Raw genomic sequence first — 15,192 nt, 5'->3', positions numbered from 1 at the left:
AACTACGATTTTTTACTTTCTTATGCCACTGAGTGTTATTCAAAAAAATAGCAATTAAAATAATAAATTCATTGATATCAATAGATTAATTAATAAATTCTTTTTTCCATACGTAATTATTAAAGCCGAGAATTCACTAATAAACGAAACGGCTAAATAAAAGCAATAAAAATTTGCGTTAAGGAAACATTTTTTATGTACACACAGACAATATATGAATTGAGCCAGGAAGCGGAACGCTTGCTGATGCTCTCTTTAGAACATCTTAAGACCGTAAAAAAAATGCCAACGGCCACTCTGGAGAGCACTTCATCATTAAAGAGTGAGGACGATCTCAACGTTCAGCCCATGCATTTCAGTACCCGGGGTGTCGAGGCCCAGCAGGCCACGCTGAACAATGAGTTGCGAAAAATCTCGCGACTGGAAATGGTGCTGGCGATTGTCGGCACCATGAAAGCGGGAAAATCGACGACGATCAATGCCATTGTCGGCACGGAGGTGCTGCCCAATCGCAACCGTCCAATGACCGCGCTGCCGACACTCATTCGCCATACGCCTGGTCAGAAAGAACCGGTGCTGCATTTTTCCCACGTTGCGCCCATCGATGCGCTGATGAAGACACTGCAAGAGAGCATGCGCGCCTGCGATCGGCAGAATCTGACGCAGGTGCTGGAAATTGATAAAGACATGAACGGCCTCATGCAGCGCATCGAAAGAGGGGAAGCGTTTGAGCGCCATTATCTTGGTGCACAGCCGATCTTTCACTGCCTGAAAAGCCTTAACGATTTGGTGCGCCTGTCGAAAGCGCTGGAGGTCGATTTTCCCTTTTCTGCCTATGCGGCGATTGAACATATTCCGGTGATTGAGGTGGAGTTTGTGCACCTGGCGGGACTGGAGAACTATCCGGGTCAACTGACGTTACTGGACACTCCCGGGCCAAATGAAGCCGGGCAGCCGCATCTGCAAAAAATGCTCAATGAGCAACTGGCTCGCGCCTCCGCCGTTCTGGCGGTGATGGACTATACGCAGTTGAAATCGATTTCCGATGAAGAGGTGCGTCAGGCCATTGCCGCAGTAGGAAAATCGGTGCCGTTGTATGCGTTGGTGAATAAATTCGACCAGAAAGATCGCAACAGCGATGATGAAGAACAGGTGAGGGCGTTGATTTCCGGTACCCTGATGAAGGGTTGTATTAACCCGGCGCAGATTTATCCGGTCTCCTCGATGTGGGGTTATCTGGCCAATCGGGCACGCCATGAGCTGGCAAACCACGGTCATCTCCCGGATCACGAAGAGCAGCGCTGGGTACAGGACTTTGCTGAAGCCGCGCTCGGTCGGCGCTGGCGAAGCGCCGATCTGGATGATATCGAACACCTGCGTCATGCGGCGGATTTGCTGTGGGAAGATTCGTTGTTTGAACAGCCGATTCAGACCTTAATTCATGCCGCCTATGCCAATGCGTCGCTGTATGCGCTGCGTTCCGCCTCGCATAAATTGCTGAATTACGCCCACAGCGCCCGCGAATATCTGGATTTCCGCTATCACTGTCTGACGGTGGCCTTTGACACGCTGCAGCAAAATATCATGCGTCTGGAAGCGGACATGCAGCAACTGAAAGTGAGCCAGGACAGCGTCAGCGACGAGATCCGCCATGAGGTCGGGCTGGCGCTGACGTCGGCCAACGACTTTCTCAACCAGCAGCAGGCCACGATCTTGCGCAACATCGGGACCTTTTTCAGCCGTGAACAGATCCTGAAACTGTCGTGTGGCGATAGCTGGTCGCCGCTGCCGCAGGCGGAGCTTGACGGAGAGGTGTTGGTGCTGCATGACGAAGCGCAGGCGCAGGTGATCCTCAGTAAACTACGTTCCACCTGTGAGGGCGTCCTGCTGGCGGCGCAGGAAAACATCAGCCGCGATCTGGCGATGCGTTTTGAACAACTGGAAGCCACGCTCAGCCGGTCACTGAATGAGGCGATGCGCCCTATCGAAATGCGGGTGAAAGAGGAGTTGAGTCATGCGGGGTTTCGCCCCCGAATCAGCTTTCCGGCCTTTCACGCCTCCATGTTTAACTTCACGACGCGCCAGCTATTCAGCGAGGCGATTGCCCAGCAGGACCGCGTCGAAAGTGACGAACCTCGCGTGAGCGGGGTGCGTGAAACCTTCTCTCGTTGGCTGAATCAGCCGAACTGGGGCTGGAATGATTATGTCGAAGCGAAGACACGCTATCTGATTGATATTAATGCGCTGCATCAGAGTCTGGCGGAGTACGTCAGCCACTTCTGCCAACAAATTCGTAAAGCTTTAGCCGCGCAGGTCGATGTTTCAGTTACGGCAGGTATGGCAACGTTTTTTGCCGATTTCTCATTGTGCCTGGCGGGATTACAGGAGAGCCTGCGCGAGAGTTTGCTGGTTCGTCAGCAGAATGAATCAGCTGTTCAGAGTCTGAGTCAGCAGTTGCAGCACAGTATTGCCACCACCGCCTGGATTTATGAAGACTCTCGCCTGCTCCGTGACGACATTCAAACCCTTTTTGTGGCCGAACACACATGACAAACGCGTTACTGGAAGGCCCCGGACGGACGCTGGAGTGTATCCACCCGAAGTTTATGGTCGATCTGGTTCAGGGAGAAGAACCGAAACGGGCTGACGGCACATTGCAACAGCAGCAGTTTCGCGAGCGCCTGACGCAGGAGATTCTGTCCCAGACGCAGTTGCGGGCGTGGGCGATGGCCGGGATGTTCAGCGAGCATCTGATGATGCGCCTGAAGCTGGTGGAAAAGCTGGCGGGTATGCTCGATCCGGGGCATCTGGCGCTGACGCGGATCGCTGCGCGACTGCAGGTCCTTCAACAGACGGATCTCTCTCGCGGACCGTCCGTCCCAGGACTGGTTCAGCAACTTACCACCCTCAGCGAGTGGTTTCGCCAGCGCAGTGCCTGGAAGGAGAAGGCGCTGAGCCAGCGTGGTCTCACGGTTCAGGCCGGGGAACACAGTGAACAGGTATTTACCCGATGGCTGGCGGGGGCGTATGAAGGATGGTCGCTGCCGGGGCGGTGTTTTATTGCGCTCGAAGAGTTGCGTTGGGGACCGTTTGGCGATGCCTGTCGTCTGGCGAATCCTGACGTGGCGGCGATGCTGAAAGATAATCTCCGGGCGATGGCGACAAACTATCTGGCCCACAGTATCAATGCCGCACCGACGACGCGTCACTATTATCATCAGTGGTTGAGTGCCACCGCGACCGCCGGTTCAGTTGAGTACAGCGACATGCTGAGCTGGTTGGGAGACTGGTGTGAGGCGGATAAACATCCGGTGTGCTGGTCTGTGACGCAGCGCTGGCAGCCGGTTGCGTTGGGTATGCCGCGACTCTGTTCGGCAAAGCGACTGGTGGATGCGATGGTTGAAGAGGTGTTTCCACCCTCTCCCCTCAGGTTTTGAGAGGAGAGGGCTGATGATTAGTGGTGTGCGGATTCCGCTGTCGTTTCTTCCACACCAGCAGGAGCCGGTAGCCTGGCGAAGCGTTTGGCGTAGAGCGCGGTAATAATCGGCACCAGAATCGCCGTGACCACTACGCTGGCAGCGACCAGCGCCGTCGCGGAGGCGGCAACCGGTTCAAACGCCGGGTTGATTTGCGCGATGATCACCGGGTTGGCAACGGCGGCACCTGCCGCAGAGGACGCCGCGACACCTGCAGTACCATTACCACCACCGATCACACGGTCCGCAATAATCAGTGGAATACCGGTGATGACAATGACCGCCACACCCAACAGGATACCCAACAGACCGGTATCAACAATCACACCCAGGTTAATGGTGTTACCCAGCGCAAAACCGAAGAACGGAATCAGTACCGGCGTTGCTTTGCTGAAGAACGCACGCAGATCGTGGTCAAGGTTGCCCAGCGTGAAGCCAATCAGGAACGGCAGTACTGCGCCGATAAAGTGATGCGGTTCAAAGGAGCCCAGACCCGCAGCGCCCAGAATCACCATTGTCATCAGCGGACCGGATTCCAGCGACATCAGAACGAACGCGCCGGACTCTTCTTTCGTACCGTACTGGTTCATCAGGCTGGCATACAGACCGCCGTTGGTCATATCCATCGCGGAAACAATCGCCAGTACGGAAAGACCGGCAAAGAAACCGGTCTGAATACCGGTATCCGGAATAAACGAGGCGGCAATCATTGCCACTACCCACGCCACGGCAATTTTGGTAATGACCAGCGTGCCGGATTTACGCAGAACCGTACCGGTTGCGCGTAAATCAATTGATGCACCAATACAGAAAAACCACACAGCAAGAATTGGTACCGTGCCGGTAATCATGCCTTTTGTAAAGGAACCAAAATAAGCACCGGTATTCGGTGCCAGGGTATTTACAACCGCACCCAGCAGCAATGGAATCAACATCATCCCACCAGGGATGCGTTCAATGGTGGCTTTAATTCTCATAAATGTCCTCACTTCTTGCCCGTGGAACATACGGGTAAGGTGGTAAAAAAAATATTAAAATTCAGAAGGTTGTATCTGAAAAGAAGGCAGGGGAAACCTACATTCTCTTTATGTTCTACGTAGCGATTGCACCGTGTATCGGCGTTTTTCGCTTCCCGGTGGTATTGCAACGACTATTATCTTGCATTCATTGGAATGTTGATTCAATCAAAACGAAACGCTGTTTTAGTTATCTTTGTCACATAATCAATGTAAACATTCCAGCGCGATCTGAATATTTAAAATTACCGTAAAGAAGTTGTGAAAAATGAGAGGGAATTGCCTGGCAGAATAATAATAACTGCAGTGACTTTTTATGAAGCAAGCACAACAAAATAGAGGTCGAAAACGTAAAAAAGAACAACTCTGTGCTTTAAAAAAAGAGACTCAGGATCACCTTATTTACCTCCGTTGACGAAACCTAAACATATATGTGAAGTTGATCACAATTTTAAACACTGGTAGGGTAGATAGCTCATTAACCGCCCAAATCAGGCGTCAACAGGTTCGGTTGTACAGACCTTAACCAGTCCGTGTAAGTAAACCTGCTACGCTTGTTACAGGAGTTGCGTCTGAGCAACCCCGCGCTCGACGGTGACGTTGCGCCCAGTGCGCCAGTGCAGTCGATATGCCGCGAGACAGGGCTTAGTCTACGAGGACAGCTATGCTGAAAAGGAAAAAAGTAAAACCGATTACGCTTCGTGATGTCACGATTATCGATGACGGTAAATTGCGAAAGGCGATTACCGCTGCTTCGTTGGGTAATGCGATGGAGTGGTTTGATTTTGGGGTTTATGGCTTTGTTGCTTACGCATTAGGTAAAGTGTTCTTCCCGGGGGCTGACCCCAGCGTGCAGATGATTGCCGCCCTTGCTACTTTCTCTGTTCCCTTTCTGATTCGTCCGCTCGGTGGTTTGTTCTTCGGTATGCTCGGCGATAAATATGGTCGCCAGAAGATTCTTGCCATCACCATCGTGATTATGTCGATCAGTACCTTCTGTATCGGTCTGATACCGTCCTACGCCTCGATAGGCATTTGGGCACCCATCCTGCTGCTGCTGTGTAAGATGGCGCAGGGCTTCTCCGTCGGCGGTGAGTACACCGGCGCGTCTATTTTTGTGGCCGAATATTCCCCGGACCGTAAACGCGGCTTTATGGGAAGCTGGCTGGACTTCGGCTCCATTGCCGGGTTCGTGCTGGGGGCGGGTGTGGTCGTCCTGATCTCGACGGTGGTCGGAGAAGAGAACTTCCTGGAATGGGGCTGGCGTATTCCGTTCTTTATCGCCCTGCCGTTAGGGATTATCGGACTCTATCTGCGTCATGCGCTGGAAGAGACCCCGGCGTTCCAGCAGCACGTCGATAAGCTGGAACAGGGCGACCGGGAAGGCTTGCAGGACGGACCAAAAGTGTCCTTTAAAGAGATCGCCACTAAGCACTGGCGCAGCCTGTTGGCCTGTATTGGCCTGGTGATTGCTACCAACGTCACCTACTACATGCTGTTGACCTATATGCCGAGCTATCTGTCGCATAACCTGCATTACTCTGAAGATCACGGCGTGCTGATTATCATCGCCATTATGATCGGGATGCTGTTTGTCCAGCCGGTGATGGGACTACTGAGTGACCGTTTTGGTCGTCGTCCATTCGTGATCATGGGTAGCATCGCGCTGTTTGCCCTGGCAATCCCGGCCTTTATTCTGATTAACAGTAATATTATCGGCCTGATTTTTGCCGGTCTGCTGATGCTGGCGGTGATCCTCAACTGCTTCACCGGGGTCATGGCGTCTTCACTGCCAGCTATGTTCCCGACACATATTCGTTACAGTGCGCTGGCGGCGGCATTTAATATTTCGGTACTGATTGCCGGTCTGACGCCAACGCTGGCGGCCTGGCTGGTGGAAAGCTCGCAGAATCTGATGATGCCTGCTTACTACCTGATGGTGATTGCGGTGATTGGTTTCATTACCGGTATCACCATGAAAGAGACCGCGAATCAGCCGCTGAAAGGGGCAACGCCCGCCGCCTCGGATATTCAGGAAGCGAAAGAAATTCTCGGTGAACACTACGATAATATCGAGCAGAAAATTGAGGATATCGATCAGGAGATTGCGGACCTGCAGGCGAAGCGTACGCGCCTGGTGCAGCAGCATCCGCGAATTGACGAGTAAAGCTTAAGGTTTGCTTAATCTCTGACTGGCACACTCTCTTCCATACCCTGGAGGAGAGTGTGATGAAACAGCGTATTTATGAAAGTGTCACGACCGTATTCAGCGTACTGATTGTCAGTAGCTTCCTGTACATTTGGGTCTCAACCTACTAAACCTTCTTCAACAGCACCGAGGCGCGGGTTCCGGTGGTTCCACTGCGATTTTGCAGGAAAAACTGCCCGTGGTGCAGCTGCGTAATGCGGCTGACGATGCTTAACCCCAGACCGATTCCACCGTAACGGCTGTCCATGCGGACGAAGGCTTTGCTGAGTTCGCCGCACTTGCTTTCATCGATCCCCGGTCCTTCATCTTCTACCGCCATTGTCATTGTTGCTTCGTCATCAACGTTCAGCGTAATGGCGATGGTGGTGCCTTCCGGACTGTAGCGATGGGCATTTTCGACCAGATTACGCAGCAGCATCCGCAGCAGCGTCGCGTCGCCCTGAACAGCCGCATCGTCCTGACTGTCAGGCAGCAGGAGTGTCTGTTCGCGCTGTTCCAGCATCGTGCTCAGCTCATCGTAAGACGGCAGGATCACATCTTCCAGCAATCTGACATGCTGATAATTTCCCGATGAAAAAGACTGACCCACGCGGGCGAGTTGTAAAAGCTGCGAGACGCTGTCCATCATTTGATCAAGACGACCCAGCAGCGGCGCGACATCCACGTGATGCGCTTTTGACAGCAGTTCCAGATGCAAACGGACGCCCGATAGCGGTGTTCGCAGTTCGTGCGCCACGTCGGCGGTAAACAGACGCTCGTTTTCGATGGTCGTGGTCAGTCGATTGACCAACTGGTTGAGCGCCGAAACGACCGCTTCAATTTCGACCGTTGAGCTGTGAATGTCGATAGGGGAGAGATTATCCGCCGTGCGGGTTTCTAATTCGTGTTGCAGGTTGGCGAGCGGACGGGTAATGCGGCGAACGGCCTGATAGCAGATGAACAGCGTTAACCCCACCATAAACAGGCTGGGGACGATCAGACTGGCGACCGCCTCGCGGATTTCATGCATGATGTGGCGATCGTTATTGCGGTTATCCCGCAGCGCCTGTTCAAACAGCTGGATCTGCTCAGTGCTTTCATGCCAGAGCCAGAAGGTGCTGATGAGCTGGAAAACCAGCAAAATCATGCCGATGGTGATCATCAGCCGCCGACGTAGGGTCATGGGCTGGCGTAGAAAACGCTTCAGATTCAATTAGCTTTCCTCAGTCGCGGTCGCCACCAGCATGTAGCCAAAGCCGCGCACGGTACGAATACGGGATTTGCCCACTTTATCGCGCAGGTTATGGATATGCACTTCCAGGGTATTGGTGGACGGTTCGTTATCCCAGTTATAGATGTCGTTATAGAGAATTTCCCGGTGCACCGGGCTTCCCGATTTCAGCATCAGACGCGACAGCAACGCGTACTCTTTAGGGGTAAGAATTAACTCCTCTCCCTCTTTCCACACCTGTCGACGGCCCATGTTCAGCGTTAGGTTGCCGACGACCAGTTCACTCTCGCCCTGGTTATTGTGACGACGCAGCAGCGCGCGGATTCGGGCGTGCAGCTCTTCCAGCGCGAAAGGTTTCACCAGATAATCGTCGGCCCCGACGTCCAGCCCGGAAATCTTATCGCCGAGCGTGTCCCGCGCAGTAAGGATCAGCACCGGCAGGGTATATTTTTTCTGCCGGATGCGAGCAAGAAAATGCAGGCCATCTTCGTCAGGCAGGCCGAGGTCCAGCACCACCAGACTGTAATGACCGGTTTCCAGACATTGCTCAGCCGCACGGGCGGTCGACACGCCATCGCAGGCGTACCCTTCGGTTTGTGCCGCCAGAATCAGGCCCTGCAAAAGCAGCGTATCGTCTTCAACAATCAGTATTTTCATTGCGTGGTTCTCCTGCAGGGCTGCAGAATATCATCTGCGGCCTGATATTGCGTGGTCTGTACGCCGGTCAGTCCCAGCATGGTCGAGAAAAGATTGTCCTGCGAGTAATCCTGAGTACGCGCCTGTTTTTGCAGGCAACTGGCATCAACCTGATAGCGCTGCTGATAATCCTCTGACAGCCACAGCAGCATCGGCACATGCTTCTGGGAGTCTGGCGCAATGGCATACGGCAGGCCGTGCAGATAAACGCCGTTTTCACCCAGCGACTCGCCGTGGTCGGAAAGATACACCAGGCTGGTGGTAAATTTATCCTGATGCGCTTTCAGAAGATTAATTGTTTTATCAACAATATAGTCGACATACAGCACGGTATTATCGTACGTGTTCACTAATTGTTCCTGTGAACAGGTCTGGATTTCATTGGTATCGCAGGTTGGGGTAAATTTCCTGAACTGCGGCGGGTAGCGGTTGTAGTAGGTCGGGCCGTGGCTGCCGATGGTATGCAGTACAATCACCCCGTCACCTTGCAGGTTGTTGATGTACTCTTCCAGACCGTGGAACAGAACCTCGTCATAGCATTCGCCGTCGATGCATTCCCCTTTCAGGTTTAACGCCGTCATATTCTGATGCGGCACGCGGTCGCAGGAGCCTTTACAGCCGCCATCGTTGTCATTCCACAGTACGTTAACGCCCGCGCGCTGGATAATATCGAGCATCCCTTCCTGATGCTGCGCCAGCTCTTCGTCGTAATGCTTACGCGGCATGTTAGAGAACATGCATGGTACAGAGACCGCCGTGGCGGTACCACACGACGTGGTGCGCGGGAAGTAAACCACATTATCTTTTGCCAATAGCGGATTGGTTTCGCGGGAGTAGCCGCCGAGCGAGTAGTTTTCGCCACGTGAGGTTTCACCGACGATCAGGATAGTCAGATTTTTGCGCTTCTCTTGCTGCATCACCGGATTACGATGGGCGTCTTCCCCGATGCGTACCAGCGGCAGGTGCGCGAGGCGCTGATGGGAGTACCATGACCAGCTGGCGACAATGCCGTTAGACGGGCTGAGAGCTTTGACCAGTTCTTTATTGTTGCGAAACAGTGAGGCGTAATCTTTATAGAAAAAGGCCGCCACCAGCACGATCAATAACACGGATACCAGCACGTTGGCAGCGCGATACAGCACGCTGCGCAGGACAGGCGTGGTCGGTTTGATTTTAATCCAGCAGGCAACGATGGCCGCCACAATGCCGCTAAGACCGAGCGTGAGCACCATTCGCGGCGTCATCAGGGCGAACGTTTCGGCAGGCGTCGTATCCACCATATTGGCAATCATTGAGCGGTCAATGATGATGCCGTAGGTCATGATGAAATACTGCGCCGACGCGGACATTAGAATAAACAGGCAGGCCAGCAGGCGGTTCAGCCACAGGAAAGAGGCCAGCGTCAGGACAATATTCATGACGCTGAACGCCACGACCGGCATCGACAAGAAGACCAGCACGTTACGCAGGGAATCCAGCGGCAGATCCTGCACAACCTGTTTGTAGAACGCGATGTTCAGACAAACAGACAAATAGAATGAAACCAGTAGTAACCAGGCCAGCAGGCTGAGAAGAGGTCTTTTGACAATGCGCTTTAACATGGTGGAGCTTCCGTAGACTAATTAGCGCAGATCCTCGCAAAGTAAAGTTAAGCCAACCTTAAGAACTTAAGGTTGGCTTCATCGTGTAAAAGAGGGGATTAACTGCGGTTAACCGGCGCATCCAGTGGGAAGGGGTTTTTGTGGATCCGGTTGTAGTTCAGGGCGTACAGCGCGGTGATGATCATCAGGGTCACGAATGACCACATCACCTCTTTCGCGCCGGACCCCACCACTGCCCAGATGCAGTAAATAAAGGCCACAAAGGTTACCAGCAGATAGAGCGGACGCGCTTTGCCGAAGTGTCCGTGACCGAGCAGCAGCAGCGCGGCACAGGTGTACAAATAGGGCACCAGCGTAAAGATGACGGACACTGAAGAGACGAGACCAAACTCTTTCGCGGCGTTCGGCGACATACTGCTGAACTGGAAGATAGTCATCAGAATCCCGACAATAATCAGCCCGGCAACCGGTGTGCCCGCCTTATTTACACGGGCAAAAATCGGTGGGAACAGACCGTCATCGGCGGCGGCTTTTGCAGTCTGTCCGGCCAGCAGCGTCCAGCCGCCCAGCGAACCTAAACAGCCTGCTGCCGCGCAGAAGGAGACAATCGCGCCGGCGGTGTTACCCAGCGCCATACGTGCCGCATCACCGAACGGTGAAGCGGAGACGCGCAGCGCGGCGTTAGGGATCATCCCCATGATGGCGGTGGTGGAGAGCACGTAGCACACAGCCGCGATCAGCACCCCGCCAATGGTGGCAATCGGCACATTGCGTTTCGGGTTTTTGACCACCCCTGCCGCTACCGAGGCACTTTCGACCCCGATGAATGACCACAGGGTGACGTTAAGGGTGCTCTGAATCGCGCCGAAGGTGTTCATGCCGCTCACGTTCCAGGCCGCCATGTAGGTTTCGCCACGGAACCAGAACCAGCCAAACACCGCGATACCGACGATGGGGACCAGCGCCAGCACGGTGGCGACGGCCTGAACGCGGGTGATCATTTTCGGACCGACAATATTGAGCAGAACGAAGATCCACAGCACCACCACGCAGGTCAGGGTCAGCACCAGCGGATCTTTCAGAATGGGGAAGAAGTAGCTCAGGTAACCGACGCCGATAACCACCATCGCGATGTTACCGATCCAGCAGGCCAGCCAGTACAGCACGTTGGTCTGGTAACCGAGGAACGGCCCAAAGCAACGACGAGCATACGCGTAAGAACCGCCGGGACTGGGATCTAAGGACGACATTTTTGCGTAGACCATCGACAGCGCCAGCGCGCCGATAATCGTGACTAACCATCCGTAGATTGCAATCCCGCCGGTGGCGGCCAGGTTCGCAGGGAGCAGGAAAACCCCTGAACCCATGATATTCCCCGACACCATTAAGGTGACGGGGATTAAGCCCACTTTGTGAGCATCAGCATCCGAGGACATAATTAATCTCCTGAAGGGAACAATAAATGATGTCTCATAATACGCCTTCAGGTGTCGGTTGAATTATGTGCGACGTGGGTTATCGCTAATGCTGATATTATCGTAGCTCATTACAAAATGCTCAAAAATCACGCTGCCGTACGGTCTTTAAACTGGCTGACATAATGTAGCGGGGTCATGCCATAATACTCTTTGAACACAGAGATAAAGTAAGATGTACTGTTATAACCACACAGTTCGGAGACCTGGGATATATTCTTGCCATCCATCAGAAGTTGATTAACGGCGTAGCGCATGCGGCAAGTGGTGATGATTTGACTGTAGCTGGTATTTTCGCTTTTGAGTTTCTTCTTTAGCAAACTCGGACTCAGACAGAGACAACGGGCGACCTGATTAAGATTCCACGCTTTATGAATGTCACTCTCGATAATATGGTAAACGCTGTCGCTGACGCGGTTTCGCAACATAAACATCAGCAGGGACAAAAACTTCTTACTGTCGAGAAAGCGGGATAACACGGCGAACAACAGGCAGCGTGTACGTTCTTCTTCGCCAGGGCTGTCGGTATGCGCAATGCTGTGTTGTGCTGCCACCCGGAAGACATCGGGGGTCACACATTCAGCGGTTAATACCGGTGAGGAACTCCGTTGCCAGAGTGGAATATTTGAAAGATCTTTATTTAAAAAGCGAAGATAATCTTTAATTATATCTCGGCTAATATGTGCGACCAGTGCGTTATTAATCGATGAGATATCGATGATATTGTTTTCACAGGCGATGAGTGCCATATGATTCGCTTTTAAATTGATAGCCTCTTTACCGTTTACTCGTAGCCAAACGTCTTTTTCGGTTAACACGACAATGCAAGGATTATTGCTGAAAATTCTCATACCCTAACTCCCGAATATGAACATAAAATATCCTTTCTCGCCAAAGGGGAGAGATAAAGCAGATATTTCGATTTGTATGACGAATGAAGTCCGCATTAAAATAATGGTTTTGTCTGGAAATACAATAGGCGACAGATAATTGCTATGTACAGAAACTTTTACGCGGTGGAAACCATGCATAAGGGATAAAAAAAGCGCGGGGAGCACCCGCGCAAAAAGGTATGACAATGGTAGTTTTTCTCAGCAATACTCAGGAAACGCTCGTCATAACCCTACGGCCTAAACCAGGCTGCGTCAGGGTGGCCATGTCATGACGCAGTCGTCGGAATTGATTTACACTTTCACGCACATTACGTGATAGACGCCATCAATGATTTCAGTGCCTTCGGTTTCATGTTCGAAACCAGGGAAGTGGTGATCCCAGGATTGCAGGGCGCGGAGATAGCCCACCTGCGGACTGTTTTCATCACCGAAGTTCTCGCCGGAAAGCAGCATCGGAATTCCCGGCGGATAAGGGATCACCGAGTTTGCTGCAATGCGATCCGGCAGTTTATCAATGGCCACCATTTCGATGTTGTCGTTAACGATAGCGTTATAGGCTTCACGCGGCGTCATTGCGGCAACCGGCAGGCCGGAATAGGCGGCGTTGAGTTTCGCGCCTGGGTTGTTTTCCCGCAACCAGGCGAACATCCGATCGCCCAGGTCGTGAATGCCCATATTGGCGTAGGTTTCAGGGTGTTCGTCGACCAGTTCCGGCATGACCTGCGCCAGTGGGGTGTTGGCATCGTAGTGATGTTTAAATGAGCACAGGGTGTTGATCAGAGTTCCCCATTTCCCACGGGTGATGCCCATCGAGAACAGGAACATGATCTGGAAATCGGTGGTGCGGGTTGGCACGATTCCGTGACGTCCAAGCCAGGCGGTGACCAGCGCGGCAGGCACCCCCGTCTCTTCCAGTTCGCCGTCGTCACCCATCCCCGGTGCGAGAATGCTGACCTTGATCGGGTCAAGCATGCTCCAGTTATCGGGTAAGTCTTTAAAGCCGTGCCAGGATTCGCCCGGACGCATCACCCAGCAGTTCTGGTCTGTTGCCAGCAGTTTCGCCGGTGCGTCAGCAAAATCGAATGTTTTCCCGGTCTGCGGATCGGTGACCACTTCTTTGTTCCACGGCTTGAAGAACCAGTCGCCGTCGGCGCTGAACTCTTTATACAGACGCGCCATGGCCTGGCGGAAGTCGATGGCTTCGTCGATCACTTCCTGAGTCAGCGACAGGCCGCTGTTGCCGTCCATCATGGACACCGCCACATCGTTGGATGCGCAGATGGCATACAACGGCGAGGTGGTGGCATGCATCATGTACGCCTGATTGAAGCGGGAAAAATTCACCGCGCCGCGACCTTCACGCACATGGATGTAAGACGCCTGAGAGAGGGCGTTCAGCAGTTTGTGCGTAGAGTGGGTGGCAAAAACGGTAGGACCACTGTGATCGCCCGGTTCACCGCGCATCGCATAGTGGTCGGCGTAAATCGGGTTAAAGCGGGCGTAGCCGTACCAGGCTTCGTCGAAGTGAATGCGGTCGGTAGTTTGCGCCAGTAACGCCTGTGCGGATTTCGCGTTATAGCAGACACCGTCGTAGGTACAGTTGGTCACCACGCTATAAGACGGTTTTTGTCCTGTCTTCTCTTTGGTCAGCGGGCTTTCGCTGATTTTTTTCTGTAAGGTTTCCGGCTGCATTTCCTGTGGGTAGATAGGGCCAATGATGCCGTAGCGGTTACGGCTGGGCACCATATACACCGGTTTCGCCCCGGTCAGGATCAACCCCTGTTCAATCGATTTATGGCAGTTACGGTCCAGCACCACCACATCGTTATCGGTCATACAGGCCTGCATGATGGTGCGGTTGGAGCCGGATGTCCCGACCACGACGGACCAGGAACGGTCTGCGCCAAAGACCCGTGCAGCATATTTTTCGCTTTCGCCAAAGGCCCCGGTGTGATCGAGCAGAGACCCCAGCGAAGCACGTTCAATCCCCATGTCGCTGCGGAACAGGTTTTCGCCGTAATAATCATGATAGAAGCGGCCGGCAGGCGTTTTGGTAAAACCAACGCCGCCCTGGTGGCCCGGTGCAGCCCAGGAGTATTCGTGGATATCGCTATATTTCATCAGCGCACTAAACAGCGGCGGCAGCAGTTGCTGACGATAACGGGTCATGGCGGCGACCGCGCGCCCCGCGATAAAGTCAGCGGTGTCTTCGAGGATCCAGGCGAACTCATCGACAAGCTCCAGCATATCGCGGTCCAGCGAGGCGGTGGCTTTCTCTCTGTCACCTAACAGAAAGACCGGCACATTTTGCTGGCGCTCATGAAGCTTACCGATCAGTTCTCTGACATTTTGATGTTCATCAGGCTGTTCCATTTGATAGCTGAACATCAGGCAATCAATGGCTTCGTTTGCCGACAGGATGGCGTAGCCGTCGTCGAAAGACGTGGACTTAATGACGGCAACATTTTGCCGACTTAAGGCGTCTGCCAGACGTTCCACGGCCTTGCCAACCCAGGTGTCCTGATGCAGAAATTCACTTTCAACAATTAATACTTTCATCATCTCTTACCCGGTTGTGGAGGAATCTGTGATGCGGGCAAGTATTATCCTGACTAA

General features: G+C 53.1%; 11 protein-coding genes. 4 read left to right on the top strand and 7 right to left on the bottom strand.

Annotated features, from left to right (window positions below; all coding sequences use genetic code 11):
• Positions 1-195 precede the first annotated feature (195 nt).
• Together crfC and HVX64_RS20920 are read left to right on the top strand one after the other, a co-directional pair.
• Positions 196-2,550 (top strand): clamp-binding protein CrfC, encoded by a 2,355-nt coding sequence (gene crfC, locus HVX64_RS20925; RefSeq protein WP_042999088.1) that lies wholly within the window; start codon positions 196-198, stop codon positions 2,548-2,550.
• Complete coding sequence (locus HVX64_RS20920; protein WP_044257320.1) at positions 2,547-3,437, top strand: diguanylate cyclase regulator RdcB family protein; 891 nt, start codon at positions 2,547-2,549, stop codon at positions 3,435-3,437. The genes crfC and HVX64_RS20920 overlap by 4 nt, the downstream gene beginning before the upstream one ends.
• 17 nt (positions 3,438-3,454) lie before the next feature.
• Here the strand turns inward: HVX64_RS20920 and kdgT are convergent, their stop codons facing one another.
• Complete coding sequence (kdgT, locus tag HVX64_RS20915) at positions 3,455-4,453, bottom strand: 2-keto-3-deoxygluconate transporter (RefSeq protein WP_042999090.1); 999 nt, start codon at positions 4,451-4,453, stop codon at positions 3,455-3,457.
• 703 nt (positions 4,454-5,156) lie between these two features.
• On the opposite strand from kdgT, the gene proP reads away from it, so the two are divergent.
• Positions 5,157-6,659: a glycine betaine/L-proline transporter ProP gene (proP, locus tag HVX64_RS20910; RefSeq protein ID WP_042321219.1), complete on the top strand. Its 1,503-nt coding sequence runs from the start codon at positions 5,157-5,159 to the stop codon at positions 6,657-6,659.
• Between the two features lie 62 nt (positions 6,660-6,721).
• Positions 6,722-6,811: an LpxT activity modulator PmrR gene (gene pmrR / locus HVX64_RS20905; protein ID WP_042999091.1), complete on the top strand. Its 90-nt coding sequence runs from the start codon at positions 6,722-6,724 to the stop codon at positions 6,809-6,811.
• Here the strand turns inward: pmrR and pmrB are convergent.
• The 6 genes from pmrB to adiA form a co-directional block, all read right to left on the bottom strand.
• Complete coding sequence (pmrB, locus tag HVX64_RS20900; RefSeq protein ID WP_042999092.1) at positions 6,808-7,893, bottom strand: two-component system sensor histidine kinase PmrB; 1,086 nt, start codon at positions 7,891-7,893, stop codon at positions 6,808-6,810. The two genes, pmrR and pmrB, sit on opposite strands and share 4 nt — an antisense overlap.
• Positions 7,894-8,568 (bottom strand): two-component system response regulator BasR, encoded by a 675-nt coding sequence (gene basR, locus HVX64_RS20895; protein ID WP_042999093.1) that lies wholly within the window; start codon positions 8,566-8,568, stop codon positions 7,894-7,896. It abuts the gene before it with no gap.
• A complete protein-coding gene (gene eptA, locus HVX64_RS20890; RefSeq protein ID WP_044257318.1) occupies positions 8,565-10,208 on the bottom strand; it encodes a phosphoethanolamine transferase EptA in 1,644 nt (547 codons plus the stop codon). The genes basR and eptA overlap by 4 nt, the downstream gene beginning before the upstream one ends.
• A gap of 98 nt (positions 10,209-10,306) precedes the next feature.
• Positions 10,307-11,644: an arginine/agmatine antiporter gene (gene adiC / locus HVX64_RS20885; protein WP_042999095.1), complete on the bottom strand. Its 1,338-nt coding sequence runs from the start codon at positions 11,642-11,644 to the stop codon at positions 10,307-10,309.
• A 128-nt stretch (positions 11,645-11,772) separates the two neighbouring features.
• A complete protein-coding gene (locus HVX64_RS20880; RefSeq protein WP_042999096.1) occupies positions 11,773-12,534 on the bottom strand; it encodes an AraC family transcriptional regulator in 762 nt (253 codons plus the stop codon).
• A gap of 333 nt (positions 12,535-12,867) precedes the next feature.
• Positions 12,868-15,135: an arginine decarboxylase gene (gene adiA, locus HVX64_RS20875; RefSeq protein WP_156135246.1), complete on the bottom strand. Its 2,268-nt coding sequence runs from the start codon at positions 15,133-15,135 to the stop codon at positions 12,868-12,870.
• Positions 15,136-15,192 lie beyond the last annotated feature (57 nt).

The organism is Citrobacter sp. RHB20-C16 (genome assembly GCF_013890155.1).
Classification (GTDB): Bacteria; Pseudomonadota; Gammaproteobacteria; order Enterobacterales; family Enterobacteriaceae; genus Citrobacter_A; species Citrobacter_A amalonaticus.
The sequence above is the reverse complement of the archived record's forward strand: the minus strand, read 5'-3'. Positions and strand labels throughout refer to the sequence as shown.